This window comes from Leucobacter sp. HNU (genome assembly GCF_047946755.1).
Classification (GTDB): domain Bacteria; phylum Actinomycetota; class Actinomycetes; order Actinomycetales; family Microbacteriaceae; genus Leucobacter.
The window spans coordinates 2,107,530-2,123,447 of the sequence record NZ_CP178837.1 but is presented as its reverse complement, the minus strand read 5'-3'; the positions used below and the strand labels follow the sequence as shown (position 1 = coordinate 2,123,447).

Sequence of the window (15,918 nt, the reverse complement as noted above, 5' to 3'; positions counted from 1 at the left end):
TAGGATGGAATCCATGGTTCTGCAGCCCAAGCCCGCCGACTTCCCGCGCATCCGCAAGTCGCTGAGCTTCTACAAGGTCACCTCGGTGATCACCGGCACCATGCTGCTGCTGCTCTGCGCCGTCATGGTCATGAAGTACGTGTTCCGCGTCGAGCTGTTCCTGTTCACGCCGAACGGCTTCGCCCACTTCGAGCCCGTCATGCCCGGCGGCATGGAGCGCGACTTCGCGGTGCAGGGCTTCGACCTGTTCAAGGCGATCCTGATCGCACACGGCTGGTTCTACGTGGTCTACCTGATCTCGAACTTCCTGCTGTGGAGCCCGATGCGCTGGAACTTCGGGCGCTTCCTGCTGCTCGCCCTCGGCGGCGTGGTCCCGTTCATGTCCTTCTTCCTCGAGGGGCGCACCGCACGAGAGGTCACCCGGACCCTCGAATACCTCGAGGCCGCCCAGACTCCCACTCCCAACGCGGCTTCTGCCGCACCGATCCCGGAAGGCCGTTCATGACCGATCAGACCTCGACCGAGCACCGCCCGGTCCTCGTCGTCGATTTCGGAGCGCAGTACGCCCAGCTCATCGCGCGCCGCGTGCGCGAAGCAGGTGTCTACTCCGAACTCGTGCCGCACACCATCACCGCGGCCGAGGTCGAGGCGAAGCGCCCGCTCGGCATCGTACTCTCGGGCGGACCCTCGTCCGTCTACGAGGAGGGCGCTCCCGCCTTCGACGACAGCGTGTTCGATCTCGGGATCCCGGTGCTCGGCATCTGCTACGGCTTCCAGGTGATGGCCCGCGCCCTCGGCGGCACCGTCGGCAACACCGGCGACCGCGAGTACGGCGCCACCGATGCGACCCTCGTGGGCGGCGGCGGTGCGATCCTCGGCGGCCAGCCCGAGGCCCAGAACGTCTGGATGAGCCACGGCGACGCCGTGCAGCAGGCCCCCGAGGGCTTCGAGGTCTACGCCCGCACCGCGGTCACCCCGGTCGCCGCATTCGGTTCGGCCGAGCGGAAGCTCTACGGTGTGCAGTGGCACCCCGAGGTGAAGCACTCCGACCACGGCCAGCGGCTGCTCGAGAACTTCCTGCACCATGTCGCCGGGATTCCCGCCGACTGGACCGCGGGCAACGTGATCGCCGAGCAGATCGAGCGGATCCGCGAGCAGGTCGGCGACGCTCGCGTCATCTCCGCTCTGTCGGGTGGCGTCGACTCGGCGGTCTCGACCGCGCTCGTGCACGAGGCCATCGGCGACCAGCTCACCGCGGTGTTCGTCGACCACGGCCTGCTGCGCAAGGGCGAGCGCGAGCAGGTGGAGCGCGACTACGTCGCGTCGACCGGCGTCAAGCTCATCACCGTCGACGCGGCCGACATCTTCCTCGGGCACCTCGCGGGAGTCACCGATCCGGAAGAGAAGCGCAAGATCATCGGCCGCGAGTTCATCCGCGCGTTCGAGCAGGTGCAGCTCGACCTGGTCGCCGAAGCCAAGGCTTCCGGCGAGAAGGTCAAGTTCCTCGTGCAGGGCACGCTGTACCCCGACGTCGTCGAGTCGGGCGGCGGTGCGGGCACCGCGAACATCAAGTCGCACCACAACGTCGGCGGCCTTCCCGAGGACCTCGACTTCGAGCTGATCGAGCCGCTGCGCGCCCTGTTCAAGGACGAGGTCCGCGCGATCGGCCGCGAGCTCGGGATCCCCGAGGCGATCGTCGGCCGTCAGCCGTTCCCCGGCCCCGGGCTCGGCATCCGCATCGTCGGCGAGGTCACCCGCGAGCGCCTCGATGTGCTGCGCGAGGCCGACGCGATCGCTCGCGAGGAGCTCACCGCGGCAGGCCTCGACCAGACGATCTGGCAGTGCCCCGTCGTGCTGCTGGCCGATGTGCGCTCGGTCGGCGTGCAGGGCGACGGTCGCACCTACGGCCACCCGATCGTGCTGCGCCCCGTCTCGTCGGAGGACGCCATGACGGCCGACTGGACCCGCGTGCCCTACGAGGTGCTCGCGCGGATCTCCAACCGCATCACCAACCAGGTGCCCGAGGTCAACCGAGTGGTGCTCGACGTGACGTCGAAGCCGCCGGGGACCATCGAGTGGGAGTGACCCGTTCGGCGCAGCGGCGCTGACGGGATCGAAACGGGCCGGGGAGCGATGCTCCCCGGCCCGTTCCGCGTTCCCGGGGAGGGCCGGCCTCAGTCGGAAGAGGGCTCCGCGGGGCCGTCCGCCAGGAGCGCGGTCAGCCCCGCTTCGTCCTGCAGCCGGGGCTCGGTGCGCCGCTCGGGGCGCACCCCCGCCTTGTCGGCGTAGAACGCGCGGATCCGGTCCATGTCGGACACGACGTCGCCGCTGAGCCGCACGGTCGGACCGAGGCCCGTGGTGCGCGTGGTGCGGTCGACGTAACCGAGCGTGACCGGCAGCCCGGCGGCGATCGCGATGCGGTAGAAGCCGCTGCGCCAGCCGTTGCCCGAGCGCGTGCCCTCGGGCGTGACGACCAGCAGGAAGCGCTCGGTGGTGCGTGCCCGCGCGACGACGGCGTCGACGACGCCGGACGCGTTCGCGCGATCGACCGGGATCCCGCCGAGCCCGCGCATGATCGGTCCCGCGACGCCGCGGAAGAGCTCGCGCTTGCCGAGCCAGTGGATTCGCATCCGCGTGCTCCAGGCGATGGCGAGCATCAGAACGAAGTCGACGTTCGAGGTGTGGGGCGCGCCGATCAGCAGACGCGGCCCGGCGGGCGGGTCGGTCTCGGCGACGAGTCGCCACGGGGACAGCCACCAGAACGCCCCGGCGAGCCCGGCACGCATCGACTCGAGGATCATCCGTCAAGACTAGCCGGGGGCGCATGCCTCCCCGGCTCGGGTGACGGTTCGAACCGCGGCGACGACCGGCTCGGCGGCCGTGCCGGCGGAAGCGCGCCGCCGGGGACTCGCAGCCGGCGCCGAGGCTGCGCGGATAGGGTCGATCACATGGACAGTGCCGACGACGAACGCATCTCGATGTCCGCAGCCGAGGCCCGGGCGGTCCGCGACGAGTTCCAGCGCTTCCTGCTCGAGTACGAGTTCGGACTGAAGGAGATCGAGACCAAGATCGAGATCCTGCGCGACGAGTTCCTCTACATGCACGACTACAACCCGATCGAGCACGTATCGAGCCGGGTGAAGTCGACGGACAGCCTGCTCGACAAAGTGCGCAGACGCGGGCTGCCGCCGGGGCTCGACGTCGTGCGACAGCACATCACCGACATCGCGGGCGTGCGCATCACCTGCAGCTTCACGGCCGACGTCTACCGGCTGTTCGAACTGCTCACGCAGCAGGACGATGTGACGCTGCTGCTCGTGAAGGACTACATCGCGCAGCCGAAGCCGAACGGCTATCAGAGCCTGCACGCGATCGTCGAGGTGCCCGTGTTCCTATCGACCGGCGCAGTGCGCGTGCCCGTCGAGATCCAGTTCCGCACGATCGCGATGGACTTCTGGGCCAGCCTCGAACACAAGATCCACTACAAGTACGAGCGCCAGGTGCCCGAGGGACTGCTCGCGAGCCTCAAGGACGCGGCCGACACCGCGGCCGAGCTGGACGCCCGCATGGAGCGTCTGCACCGTGCGCTGCACGGGGGCCTGCCGACGAGTCCGGCGGCGGTGGCACCCGTGCCGCCGCTCGAATCGCCGGAGCCGCCGCGCTCGCTCTCCGCCTGAACCGTCGGACCCGAACGCACCGCATACGCCGAGGGGAGGGAACCGACCGGTTCCCCGCCCCTCGGCGTATGCGGTGCGTCAGACGCTAATTGCTGCGGAAGATCGCGATGATCCGGAGGATCTCGACGTACAGCCAGATCAGCGTGACCATGAGGCCGAACGCGGCCGACCATGCCCACTTCTCGGGCACGCGGTTGCGCACGCCGTTCTGGATCAGTTCGAAGTCCATGACCAGGGAATACGCGGCGAGGAGCACCGCGATCGCGCCGATGGCGAGTCCGAGGGGAACCCGTTCGGGCCGCCGATCTTCGCGCCGTACATGCCCCACGGGTCGGAGTTGACGCCCGTGAGCATGAGCACGACGTTGACGAGCGAGAACGCGGCGTAGCCGACGATGGCGACCATGAAGATCTTGGTCGCGCGGGGGCTCGTGCGCACCTTGCCGCTGCGGAACAGCAGCAGGGTGACGCCGAACACGGCGAGCGTACCGATGATCGCCTGGGCGACGATGCCGTTGAACATCGCCTCGAACGTGCCGGAGATGCCGCCGAGGAACAGGCCCTGCGCGGCGGCGTAGGCGACGATCAGCGGAACGCTCGGCTCCTTCTTGAAGGAGTTCACGAGGCCGAGCACGAGGCCGGCGATCGCCCCCGGGAGCATCAGGACGGGGACGAACCAGCCCACGGCGCCCAGGGCCAGCACGATGAGGAACAGCATGACGGTCTTCGAGATGGTGTTCTCGTAGGTCATCGGCTTGTCGGACGGGGTGATGACGGGCGGCTGCTGGGCGCCCGGCTGCGCGCCGAACCCCGGCTGCGCGGTCTGACCCGCGGGCACGTCGATGCCCGGGCGCTGCGGCTGCGCCGCGGGCTGATCGTAGATGCGGTGCAGTTCTTCGGCGGTCAGCGTCTTGCCGTTGAGCGCCGGGTTGTTGGAGAGCGCGGGATTGCTCATGTGCGTCGGGATCCTTTCTCGACGGGATTTCACACCAGCCTATCGGCGGATTCCCACGCCAGCATAGGAATCCACTGGGTGTTCGCCCGCGGCTCATCCGGTCCGTCACCCCGATCGTTCACCCGGCGGACCTAGCATGGTCGGCATGCCCGACACTCCCGCCGCCGTCCGGTCCCGCCCCTGGTCATCGGCCATCGCGGCGCCTCCGGGCTCCGTCCCGAGCACACCGAGTCGGCGTACCGGCTCGCCTGCAGGCAGGGCGTCGACGCCGTCGAGCCGGACGCCGTCGTCACCCGCGACGGCGTGCTGGTCGTGCGGCACGAGAACGAGATCTCGGGCACCACGGACGTCGCGGATCACCCCGAGTTCGCCGATCGGCGCACCACGAAGACCGTCGACGGCGTCGAGCTGACCGGCTGGTTCACCGAGGACTTCGACTGGGCCGAGCTCGCGATCCTGCGCAGCCGGGAGCGCCTGCCCGAGGTGCGCCCCGACAACCGGGAGTTCGATGGACGGGAGCCGATCCTCCGGCTGTCGGACGTGCTCGCGATCATCGACGAGGAGAGCGCGGCGCTCGACCGCGGGATCGGCGTCGTGCTCGAGGTGAAGCACGCGCAGTACTTCTCTGCGCTGGGGCACCGCTTCGAGGAGCTGCTGCCGCCGGTGCTGACGGAGTCCGGGTGGGCGGACCGCCGGGAACGGCTCGTGATCGAGTGCTTCGAACTCGGGATCCTGGAGCGGCTGCGCGCCGAGGGCCTGGCCGCGGACTTCGTATTCCTGCTGGAGCATGCCGGTGCGGGCGCGGACGAGGTGGCACGCGAGGCGGCTGGCGGACCCGCTGCCGCGAGCTACGCCTGGTATCGCAGCGACGCGGGGCTCGACGCGCTGACCGGCCGGGTCGCGGGGATCAGCGTCGACACCTGCGACCTGGTGCGTGTCGGCCCCGACGGCGCCGCGGAAGCCTCCGACCTGGTGCAGCGCGCACATGCGCGCGGCCTCACCGTGTTCACGTGGACCCTGCGCCCCGAGAACCGCTTTCTCGCGACGCCGTTCCGCACGGGCGAGGCCTCGGATCCCGGAGCCGCCCGTGCCTGGGGCGATTGGCGCGCCGCGTTCGGCGCGATCGTGCGGACCGGCGTCGACGGGATCTTCGTCGACCACCCCGAGCTCGGGGCCGAGGCCGCGCGCCTCAGCTGATCGGGTCCTCGGCGGGCGTCGGCGTGCACTCGCCGATGAGGTTGATGGGCAGCAGATCCCGCAGGATATTGCCGACCGCGCCGCGGTCGATGAGCCAGCCGAGCTTCGCGATCGCCGCCTCGAGCGTGAGATCGGAGCCGGTGATCACCCCTGTGCGCGCCAGCTCGCGGCCGACCGCGTATCGCGCGAGGTCGACGCCGCCGCCCGCCGTGCACTGGGTGATCGCGACGACGGGGATGCGCGCGGCGATCTCTCGGAGGGCGTCGCGCATGCCGGGACGATCCATGGGGCCGTTGCCGCTGCCATAGCACTCGAGCACGAGGCCGTCGGGAGCTCCCGCAACGGCGCCGCGCAGGTCGTCGGCGGTGACTCCCGGAACGAAACGGAAGGAGATCACGCGAGCGGAAGCGGCACCGCGGGACCCGTCGTCGAGCTTCGGGATCCCCGCGGGCCGTCCGCCCAGGGGAGCTCGGCGCGGAACGCCTCGAGCGCGGCGCTGTGGTGCTTCGTGGCCCGCACCGCGGGCACGATCGCCCCGCCGAAGGCGATGGAGACGGGAGCCGTGCGCGACGCGCGCATCGCGGCGCGCACCGCGAGGCTCAGGTTGTCGCGGGCGTCGGACCCCTCGGCTCCGTGGGGGAGCTGGCTGCCGGTGAGCACGACCGGCGAACCGAGGCCCGAGAGCTCGAAGGCGAGGCGGGCACCGGTGTAGGCGAGGGTGTCGGTGCCGTGCAGCACGACCACGCCGCGCGGCTGCTGGGTGCGCACCCGCGCGCTCAGCGTGCGTGCGATCCGCGGAGCGGTGTCGGCGTCGGCGTTCGCGCTGTCGATCGGAGGCTGGAGGTGATTGACCCGCCAGTCGATCCCGAGCGGCTCGCAGATCTCGGCGAGCATGTCCTCGAGGACCTCGGGGAAGTCGGGATCGGGGGCGATGCCCGCAGCGGTCTCGCGCATGCCGATCGTGCCGCCGGTGGCGAGCACGAGGAGCCTCGGATCGGTGGGCATCGGTCTCCGTTCGTCGGGGCCGGAATCGGACCCCAGCCATGCTAGCCCGGCTGGCGGGGGACGATGTCGGCGGTCGCTCCTAGACTGGGACCACGATGAGCGAATTCGAACTTCTCGACCCGTCCGGCGTTCCCCTCGGCGACCCGGGCACCGGCGGCTCCGGCGCGCCGGATCCGCTGCTCGACGGCCTCAACCCGCCGCAGGCGCAGGCGGTCAGCACGCGTTCGCCGGCGCTGCTCATCGTCGCGGGTGCGGGCTCGGGCAAGACCCGCGTGCTCACCCACCGCATCGCGCAGCTGATCCGCGACCGCGAGGCGTGGCCCAGCCAGATCCTGGCCATCACCTTCACGAACAAGGCCGCGGCCGAGATGCGCGAGCGCGTCGAGGGGCTGCTCGGCAGCGCGGCAGAGGGCATGTGGATCTCGACCTTCCACTCGGCCTGCGTGCGCATCCTGCGCCGGGAGGCCGAGCGCTTCGGCTACGTCTCGGGTTTCACCATCTACGACTCGGCCGATTCCCGGGCCCTGCTCAAACGCATCATCAAGGATCTCGAGGCCGACAGCTACGGCTTCACGCCGGCCAATGCGAGCGCGAAGATCTCGCGTCTCAAGAACGAGCTCTCCGACGCCGACAGCTACGCCGCCACGGCCAACGCGAACGATCCTCGCGAGCGGCTGTTCATCGAGATCTTCCGCAGCTACGAGCAGGAGCTGCGGCGCGCCAACGCCTTCGACTTCGACGACCTCATCGGCCAGACGGTGCACCTCTTCCGCACCTTCCCCGAGGTCGCGGCCGTCTACCAGCGCCGCTTCCGCTTCCTGCTGGTCGACGAGTACCAAGACACGAACCACGCGCAGTACTCGCTCATCCGCGAACTCACGCGGCCCGTCGAACGCGACGTGGTCGAACGCCTGGTGCCGCCGGCACGCGAGCGCGAACTCGACGGGCTCGGTCGCATCCCGGCCGCGAGCCTGACCGTCGTGGGCGACTCCGACCAGTCCATCTACGCGTTCCGCGGCGCCGACATCCGCAACATCGTCGAGTTCGAGCGCGACTTCCCGGGCGCCGAGGTCGTCAAGCTGGAGCAGAACTACCGGTCGACGCAGAACATCCTCTCGGCCGCCAACGCGGTCATCGGCAACAACCTCGACCGCCAGGACAAGAGCCTCTGGACGTCGGAGGGCGACGGCCCGAAGATCGTCGGCTTCACGGGCTACTCGCAGCACGACGAAGCCCGATTCGTGGCCGAGGAGATCGAGGACCTGCACCGCTCGGGCCTCGCGTACGGCGATGTGGCGGTGTTCTACCGGACCAACTCGCAGACACGTGCCCTCGAGGAGCTGCTGATCCGCGCCGCGATCCCGTACCGGGTGCTCGGCGGCACCAAGTTCTACGAGCGCGCCGAGATCAAGGACGCTATGGCGTACCTCACGAGTCTCGCGAACCCCTACGACCCCATCGCGTGGTCCCGCCTCATCGGCGCCCCGAAGCGCGGCATCGGCCCGATGGCCGAGGCGCAGCTCGCCAACTTCGCCGAGGCGATGGGCATCTCGTTCCACGACGCCATGCTGCGCGCGGGCGAGCTCTCGTTCGGGCCGAAGGTGCGCACGGCCATCGAGGGCCTGGGGCAGCTGCTGCAGCGCGCGGCTCGGATGGCCGCGGGCGGCGGCGCCACCGACGACTCCGAGACGCAGAAGCAGCCGGCCCCCGTCGCGGACGTCCTGAAGCTGATCCTCGACGAGACGGAGATGATCGAGAAGCTGCGTGCGAAGCGCGACCCCCAGGACGAAGCCCGAGCCGAGAACCTCGAAGAGCTGGTCTCGGTCGCCAAGGAGTATGACGTGCAGCACCCCGGCGCCGGGTTGCTCGAGTTCCTCACCGAGGTGAGCCTGGTCGCGGCCGTCGACGAGCTCGACGACGAGAGCGGCACGGTATCCCTCATGACCATGCACACCGCGAAGGGGCTCGAGTTCCCTGCGGTGTTCATCACGGGGGTCGAGGAGGGGCTGCTGCCGCATCAGATGTCGGTCGACGAGATCGGCGGCATCTCGGAGGAACGCCGCCTGATGTACGTGGGCATCACCCGCGCGCGCAAGCAGCTCTACCTGACCCTGGCGAGCACGCGCGCGCAGTTCGGCGACGTCCAGGTGGCGATGCCGTCCCGCTTCCTGCAGGAGATCCCCGAGTCCCTCATCGATTGGCGGCAGTCGCCCGGTGAGGTCACGGGTCGCGGCGGAACCGAGTCGCGGGCGCTGAACGCGCCCCGTCCCGGATCCCGGCCGGGCCGCGGGGGCGCCGGCCGAGGCGTCGAATCCTCGGTCTCGTTCGGCTCCGGCTCGGGCGGTTTCGGCCGCGGCGGCTCGGGCGCGGCAGCCGTCTCCGAGCCGGCGAGCGGCAACATGCAGTCGGCGCTCGAGCAGTGGCGCGAGCGTAAACGGCAGGCGAAAGCGGCGCAGGCAGCGGGTGGCGGGTTCCCCAACACGATCGTGGGCTCCGTGCGCGACAACGGCGACCTCGAGCTGGCACCGGGCGACCGGATCCGGCACGACGAATACGGTGCGGGCCGGGTCACGGGCGTCACCGGCGTCGGCTCGAAGCGCATTGCGCACGTCGTGTTCGACACGGTGGGGGAGCGCAAATTGCTGGTCAAGCTGGCCCCCATCGCGAAGCTCGACGCGGACGCACTCGACGACTGACCCGGGGCGCGCACCCGCACGCCCTCGGGCGCGCCCCGCAGTGCGCCTCGGCGCGCGGCGAGAGCATCCCCTTTCGACGAAGGAGTGCGTTATCGGTGCGCGACTCGCGGTGCTGTCGCCGAAAAGGGGTTCCCTGGTGGGCGGCGCGGCGGCCCCGCGGCGCGGCGCGGCGGGCCGGCGGCGCGCGTCGGGACGTATGGTCGATACCGAATACGTGCCGCATAGACTCGGCCGCATGAGCGATTCGACGCTGAATCCGTGGCCGGCGATCCTGGAGGACGCCCGCAACTACCCGAGCCCGCACAACTCGCAGCCCATCAAGGTGCGCCCGCACGCGGCGGTCGACGGCGGCAGCGGCGCCGTGCTCAGAGCGACGGTCAGCTACGACCTCGACCTCGGGCTCCCCGCCGAGTCCTTCGGGATCCCGTTCGGGCACGTCTGCGCCGGCGTCTTCCTCGAGTCGCTCGCCGTCGTCGCCGCGGCGCACGGCTACGACGTGCGCGAAACCCTCGACCACGCCGAGATGGACTTCGACAGCCCGAGGCGGCAGCACCGCATCGCCGAGGTCGAGCTCGTGCCCCGCGATCCCGACGCACCGGGGGAGGCGGAGCGCGACGCCGAGGCCCGTGCCGCCCTCGAACGGTTCCGCACCCGCCACACCTCGCGACGCCCCTACGACCGTCGTGCGGTGCCGGCCGAGGTCCGCGCGGCAGCCGCTCGGATCTGCGCCGACGCCGGCGCCGAGTTCCGCTCCACCGACGACGCCGCGCTCGTGCGACGCATCGTCCACGTCAACCAGGCGACCCTCTTCGACGACCTCGAGAACGATGCCGTCTACGGCGAGATCATGCACTGGCTGCGCTTCTCGAAGCGCGAAGCGGCCGAGAAGGCCGACGGGCTGTCCGCCGAGGCGATGCTCATGCCCGGCTCGATCCTGCGCTACGTGATGGCCCATCGCCGGCTGTGGCGCGCACCGGTCGTCGGCGCGGTCATCCGCAGCATCTACCTGCGCACCATGCGCGGCGTGCACCAGCTCGGCTGGATCGAGGGCCCTTCGGCGGGCCCTCGGACTACATCGAGGCCGGGCGGACGTTCATGCGGGTCTGGCTCGAGCTGCACCGCAACGGGGTCGTGCTGCACCCCTTCGGCACCGTCATCACCAACCCCCGTTCGCACGCGCTGTTCGCCGGGGCGGTCGGGGCCGACGAATCGGGGGATCGCCTGGCCTGGATGCTGTTCCGATTCGGCTACAGCGCGACTCCGCCGCTCGCGCACCGCCGTCCCGCCACCGCGATGATCCTGACCGAGGAGCCCGCATGAAACGCGCCGCCGTCTTCGCCTTCGTCTGGCTCCAGGACCACCTGGTCCGCCTGTTCATGCCGCGCGTGAACACCCACAAGATCCTGCTCGCGCCGGGCATCGAGCCGCTGCGCTGGACCCTCGGGCGGTGGCGAGCCTGGCGAACCTTCGAGCGCACCGCCCGGCGCGTGCCGGCCTACCGGGCCTTCCTCGGCGAGCGCGGCGTCCCGACGCGACTGCGCACCCGGGGCGGGATCGCGGGCGCGCTGCAGACGATTCCCGAGTTGGACAAGGACAGCTACATCAAGCGCTGGTCGATCCCCGAACGCTGCGTCGACGGCAGGATCCCGCGTCGCGGCGTGGTGGTCGACGAGTCGAGCGGCAGCTCGGGCACGCCGACGAGCTGGGTGCGCGGGCCGCGCGAACGGATCGCGACGAGGCAGCTGCTGCAGCTCGGGTTCTCGAACACCGAGAGCAGCATGACGAAGCCGCCGTTCGTGCTCAACGCCTTCTCGCTCGGCGCGTGGGCGACCGGCATGAACGTGACCACGTCGCTCACCGACGTCACGATGATCAAGTCGATCGGGCCGGACGCGACGAAGATCATCGCCACGATGCGGGAATTCGGCACCGGCTTCACCTACGTGATCCTCAGCTATCCGCCGTTCCTCAAGGCGCTCTTCGACGACGACCGGCTCGACTGGTCGCAGTACGACATCGTCGCCGCGTTCGGCGGCGAGGGCATCAGCGAGAGCATGCGCGACCACATCCTGCGCACGGCGCACGCGGCCTACGGCAGCTACGGCGCGAGCGATCTCGAGATCAACCTCGCGATCGAGACCGACCTGACGGTCGACCTGCGTCGCGCGCTGGTCGAGCACCCCGAGCTGGCGCGCCGCATCAGCAAGCGGCACGAATACGGCGTGCTGCCCATGATCTTCCAGTTCAACCCCTTCAACTACCAGATCGAGACGAACGAATCGGGCGAGCTGCTCGTCACGATCGCGCGAGCCGAGAACCTGAATCCGCGTATCCGCTACAACATCCACGACCGCGGTCACGTGCTGCGGCTGCGCGACCTGGAGTCCGTGCTCCGGGAACTCGGGCTCCAGCACCTGCGGCAGCGCCAGATGCTCGACCTGCCTCTGCTGTTCCACTACGGACGCAGCGACCTCTCGGTCGACTTCAACGGTGCGGTGATCGGGCCCGACTCCCTGCGCGACGTGATCAACGCCGATCCGGTGCTGCTGCACGCGGTCGAGAACCACCGGCTCATCTCGTTCGAGGACGCGAACGGGGACCGGCAGCTGCACCTCGCCCTGCAGCTCACCGCCGACGCGGACCGGCACGCGATCGACGAGGACGCGCTCGCCGCCGCGATCTTCTCCGAGCTGCGACGCGGCAACGGCGACTTCCACAACGCGATCCTCACCTCGGCCGACGCGATGCTGCCGACGCTCGCCTTCTACTCGTTCCGCACCGGCCCCTTCGCCGGCGACGGGAAGAAGCTCAAGAACGAGTACGTGGCGCACCTCGACGCGGAGCAGGCGGCGTCCTGCGGGCTCGATCTGCACCGGATCGCCGTGCGCTGAGGCCGGTGCCGCGGTCGCGGGACGGACAGGCTGCGGTGGTAGACTCGGGCACTGGTCGACTTATCTCGACATCGAGACATTTTTCTGCCTCGGACCCCCAATACTCCTAGCATGTAAGGACAGTACGTGGATCTGTACGAGTACCAGGCACGAGATCTCTTCGAACGATACGGGGTGCCGGTGCTCCCCGGGATCGTCGCGGATACTCCCGAGGAGGTGCGCGCGGCGGCCGAGAAGATCGGCGGCGTGGTGGTCGTCAAGGCCCAGGTGAAGGTCGGCGGGCGCGGCAAGGCCGGCGGCGTCAAGGTCGCGAAGACCCCGGACGAGGCGTTCGAGGCCGCGCAGGCGATCCTCGGCCTCGACATCAAGGGCCACACGGTCAAGCGGGTCATGGTCGCGGCCGGTGCCGACATCGCACAGGAGTTCTACTTCTCCGTGCTGCTCGACCGCGCCAACCGTTCCTACCTCTCGCTCTGCTCCGTCGAGGGCGGCATGGAGATCGAGGTGCTCGCCGTCGAGAAGCCCGAGGCGCTCGCGCGCATCGAGGTCGACCCGATCGCCGGCATCGACGCGGCCAAGGCCGAGGAGATCGCCCGCGCCGCGAAGTTCCCCGAGGAGCTCGTCGGCAAGGTCGTCCCCGTGTTCCAGAAGCTGTACGAGGTCTACGCGGGCGAGGACGCGACCCTGGTCGAGGTGAACCCGCTCGTGCTCACCGGGGCCGGCGACATCGTGGCGCTCGACGGCAAGGTGTCGCTCGACGCCAACGCCGACTTCCGCCAGCCCGGCCACGCCGAGCTGGAGGACAAGGCCGCCGAGGATCCGCTGGAGGCCAAGGCCAAGGCCCAGGACCTCAACTACGTGAAGCTCGACGGCGAGGTCGGCGTGATCGGCAACGGCGCGGGCCTCGTGATGTCGACGCTCGACGTCGTCGCCTACGCGGGCGAGAAGCACGGCAACGTGAAGCCCGCCAACTTCCTCGACATCGGCGGCGGCGCTTCGGCCGAGGTGATGGCCGCGGGCCTCGACGTGATCCTCGGCGACCCGCAGGTCAAGTCGGTGTTCGTCAACGTCTTCGGTGGCATCACCGCGTGCGACGCGGTCGCAAACGGCATCGTCGGCGCGCTCGCCAAGCTCGGTGACGCCGCGAACAAGCCGCTCGTCGTGCGTCTCGACGGCAACAACGTCGAAGAGGGCCGCGCGATCCTCAACGAGGCCGCGCACCCGCTCGTGACGCAGGCCGCCACCATGGACGAGGGCGCCGACAAGGCCGCCGAGCTGGCCAACGCCCGATAACCCGCCGACGAGACTGACGAAAGAAGCAACAGAATGTCGATCTTCCTGAACAAGGATTCCAAGGTCATCGTCCAGGGCATCACCGGCGGCGAGGGCACCAAGCACACCGCGCGCATGCTCGCGGCGGGCACGCAGATCGTGGGCGGCGTGAACGCCCGCAAGGCCGGCACGACCGTGTCGCACACCGACGCGAACGGCAGCGCCGTCGAGCTGCCCGTGTTCGCGTCGGTCGCCGAGGCCATGGCCGAGACCGGCGCCGACGTGTCGGTCGCCTTCGTGCCCCCGGCCTTCACCAAGGACGCCGCGATCGAGGCCATCGACGCGGGCATCGGCCTGCTCGTGATCATCACGGAGGGCGTGCCGGTCAAGGACTCCGCCGAGCTCTGGGCGCACGCGAAGGCCACCGGCAACACGACCCGCATCATCGGGCCGAACTGCCCCGGCATCATCACCCCGGGCGAGGCCCTCGCGGGCATCACCCCCGCGACGATCACCGGCAAGGGCCCGATCGGCCTCGTCTCCAAGTCGGGCACCCTGACCTACCAGATGATGTACGAGCTGCGCGATCTCGGCTTCTCGACGGCCATCGGCATCGGCGGCGACCCGATCATCGGCACGACGCACATCGACGCGCTCGCCGCGTTCGAGGCCGATCCCGAGACGAAGGCGATCGTCATGATCGGCGAGATCGGAGGCGACGCCGAGGAGCGGGCGGCCGAGTACATCAAGGCGAACGTGACGAAGCCGGTCGTCGGCTACGTCGCGGGCTTCACGGCCCCCGAGGGCAAGACCATGGGCCACGCCGGCGCCATCGTGTCGGGCTCGGCGGGGACCGCGCAGGCCAAGAAGGAGGCCCTCGAGGCCGCGGGCGTCAAGGTCGGCAAGACGCCGACCGAGGCGGCCGAGCTGCTGCGCGCGGCTTACAACGCGCTCTGATCCAGCGGATCTCTCCGCTGCGGGGGCGGGCACCGATCGTCGGTGCCCGCCCCCGCTGCCGTTCGGGCAGCACGTCGCGCCCTCAGGCGGCGCCGAGCCGGGCTCTGCGAGGATCGATGGATGATGAGAGAGGCTCCGCTCGCCATCCGTCGGATGGTCCGCGGCGATTGGACGTGGATCGCGGCCTGGTTCGCGGACCCCGTGCTCGACCGGGAGCTCGGGCCGCTCGACGACGACTGGCTGGAGTACGTGCTCGCCGAAGCGGAGGGAGCGCAGCTCGTCCTCTCGGATGCGGATGGGCCGGTCGCGCTCGTCGGCTGCGTCTGGGACCCGGACGGCATCGAGCACGGGATCACGGATATCGCCGTGGACCCCGCGCGTCGTGGTGAACGGATCGGGCGCCGGGCGGTCGATGCCGTCGTCGCCTGGCCGGGCCATCCCGCAGGCGAGCGATGGGTCGCGTTCGTGGACCCCGAGACTCTGGCCGCCTTCCGGTTCTTCACCGCACTCGGCTGGCGGCACGAGGGCCGCGACGATCTGATGGAGCGGTTCGTCCGTGAGGCGGCTCGGGGGCCGGAGTCGGCGGGCTGATCAGCTCGCGCCGCGGGAACCGGAGGCGGGCTCCAGCAGTGCGATGAAGCGGCGGAGGTCCGCGGCCATGTCGATGTCTCGGTCGATCAGCCAGGCGGTCTGCAGGCCGTCGGCCATGGCATGCACCGAGCGGATGATCCATGCCGGGTCGAGGTCGTCGCGGATCCGCCCGGCGCGCTGCGCGGTCTCGAGCTCGGCGATCGCGTAGCCCTCGAGCCGCGCGGTGCGGTGCGTGAAGAACTCGCGGGCCGGGTGCTCGGGGTCCGCGGCCTCGGCTGCCAGCTGCGCATAGAGCTGGACGAGGCCGGGCACCGCGGTGTTGCGGCCGACGATCTCGAGCAGGCCTTCGACGATGTCCTCGCTCCCGAGACGATCCTCGTCGCGCGCATCCCGGGCGGCGAGGATGGCGACGAAGAGCTCCTCCTTGCTGCCGAAGTAGTGCAGCAGGCCGGCGGGGCTCAGCTCGACCGCGTCGGCGATCTCGCGGACGGACGCCTTGCGGTACCCGTGCTCCGCGACGACCCGGAGCGCGGCGTCGAGGATCTCCTCGCGCTTCGCGAGGCCCTTCGCGTACGCACCTCGACGAGCCATGGCTTCAGGGTAGCGGACGCGCGACATCGGATCGCGAAAACCGATCAATGTTCGTGAATCGCGCGCGGTGCCCTTGCGCGACCGGGG

14 protein-coding genes and 1 pseudogene are annotated in these 15,918 nt (G+C 70.2%); 10 read left to right on the top strand and 5 right to left on the bottom strand.

Annotation, left to right across the window (positions count from 1 at the left end):
* Positions 1–13 precede the first annotated feature (13 nt).
* Positions 14–505, top strand: coding sequence for a DUF3817 domain-containing protein (locus tag AB3K78_RS10440; protein WP_416443004.1), 492 nt, complete (start codon positions 14–16; stop codon positions 503–505).
* Positions 502–2,085: a glutamine-hydrolyzing GMP synthase gene (gene guaA, locus AB3K78_RS10435; RefSeq protein ID WP_416443002.1), complete on the top strand. Its 1,584-nt coding sequence runs from the start codon at positions 502–504 to the stop codon at positions 2,083–2,085. Before AB3K78_RS10440 ends, guaA begins: the two co-directional genes overlap by 4 nt.
* A gap of 89 nt (positions 2,086–2,174) precedes the next feature.
* On the opposite strand, the gene AB3K78_RS10430 is transcribed toward guaA, so the two are convergent.
* Entirely contained in the window at positions 2,175–2,801 is a 627-nt protein-coding gene (locus AB3K78_RS10430; RefSeq protein WP_416443000.1) for a 1-acyl-sn-glycerol-3-phosphate acyltransferase, read from the bottom strand.
* A gap of 147 nt (positions 2,802–2,948) precedes the next feature.
* On the opposite strand from AB3K78_RS10430, the gene AB3K78_RS10425 reads away from it, so the two are divergent.
* Positions 2,949–3,677 carry a GTP pyrophosphokinase gene (locus AB3K78_RS10425; RefSeq protein ID WP_416442998.1) on the top strand — a complete coding sequence of 243 codons (729 nt, stop codon included), beginning with the start codon at positions 2,949–2,951 and terminating at the stop codon, positions 3,675–3,677.
* An 85-nt stretch (positions 3,678–3,762) separates the two neighbouring features.
* Here AB3K78_RS10425 and AB3K78_RS10420 read toward each other — a convergent pair.
* Positions 3,763–4,631: pseudogene (locus AB3K78_RS10420) on the bottom strand (Bax inhibitor-1/YccA family membrane protein).
* A 180-nt stretch (positions 4,632–4,811) separates the two neighbouring features.
* Here AB3K78_RS10420 and AB3K78_RS10415 point away from each other — a divergent pair.
* Positions 4,812–5,828, top strand: coding sequence for a glycerophosphodiester phosphodiesterase family protein (locus AB3K78_RS10415; RefSeq protein WP_416447346.1), 1,017 nt, complete (start codon positions 4,812–4,814; stop codon positions 5,826–5,828).
* Here the strand turns inward: AB3K78_RS10415 and AB3K78_RS10410 are convergent.
* On the bottom strand, positions 5,821–6,225 hold the full coding sequence (locus AB3K78_RS10410) for a hypothetical protein (RefSeq protein WP_416442996.1): 405 nt from the start codon (positions 6,223–6,225) through the stop codon (positions 5,821–5,823). The genes AB3K78_RS10415 and AB3K78_RS10410 overlap by 8 nt on opposite strands.
* Positions 6,222–6,833 carry an asparaginase domain-containing protein gene (locus AB3K78_RS10405; RefSeq protein WP_416442994.1) on the bottom strand — a complete coding sequence of 204 codons (612 nt, stop codon included), beginning with the start codon at positions 6,831–6,833 and terminating at the stop codon, positions 6,222–6,224. Before AB3K78_RS10405 ends, AB3K78_RS10410 begins: the two co-directional genes overlap by 4 nt.
* Before the next feature lie 95 nt (positions 6,834–6,928).
* On the opposite strand from AB3K78_RS10405, the gene AB3K78_RS10400 reads away from it, so the two are divergent.
* The 6 genes from AB3K78_RS10400 (at position 6,929) to AB3K78_RS10375 (ending at position 15,240) form a co-directional block, all read left to right on the top strand.
* Positions 6,929–9,529 (top strand): ATP-dependent helicase, encoded by a 2,601-nt coding sequence (locus AB3K78_RS10400; RefSeq protein ID WP_416442992.1) that lies wholly within the window; start codon positions 6,929–6,931, stop codon positions 9,527–9,529.
* A 235-nt stretch (positions 9,530–9,764) separates the two neighbouring features.
* Positions 9,765–10,826 (top strand): hypothetical protein, encoded by a 1,062-nt coding sequence (locus AB3K78_RS10395; protein WP_416442990.1) that lies wholly within the window; start codon positions 9,765–9,767, stop codon positions 10,824–10,826.
* Between the two features lie 19 nt (positions 10,827–10,845).
* Positions 10,846–12,420: a CoF synthetase gene (locus AB3K78_RS10390; RefSeq protein WP_416442988.1), complete on the top strand. Its 1,575-nt coding sequence runs from the start codon at positions 10,846–10,848 to the stop codon at positions 12,418–12,420.
* A gap of 126 nt (positions 12,421–12,546) precedes the next feature.
* Positions 12,547–13,713, top strand: a complete 1,167-nt coding sequence (gene sucC / locus AB3K78_RS10385; protein WP_416442986.1) for an ADP-forming succinate--CoA ligase subunit beta — start codon at positions 12,547–12,549, stop codon at positions 13,711–13,713.
* Positions 13,714–13,746: 33 nt separating this feature from the next.
* Positions 13,747–14,649: a succinate--CoA ligase subunit alpha gene (gene sucD, locus AB3K78_RS10380; RefSeq protein ID WP_416442984.1), complete on the top strand. Its 903-nt coding sequence runs from the start codon at positions 13,747–13,749 to the stop codon at positions 14,647–14,649.
* 120 nt (positions 14,650–14,769) lie between these two features.
* Positions 14,770–15,240 carry a GNAT family N-acetyltransferase gene (locus AB3K78_RS10375; RefSeq protein ID WP_416442982.1) on the top strand — a complete coding sequence of 157 codons (471 nt, stop codon included), beginning with the start codon at positions 14,770–14,772 and terminating at the stop codon, positions 15,238–15,240.
* Here AB3K78_RS10375 and AB3K78_RS10370 read toward each other — a convergent pair whose 3' ends face one another.
* A complete protein-coding gene (locus AB3K78_RS10370) occupies positions 15,241–15,831 on the bottom strand; it encodes a TetR/AcrR family transcriptional regulator (RefSeq protein WP_416442980.1) in 591 nt (196 codons plus the stop codon).
* Positions 15,832–15,918: the final 87 nt, after the last annotated feature.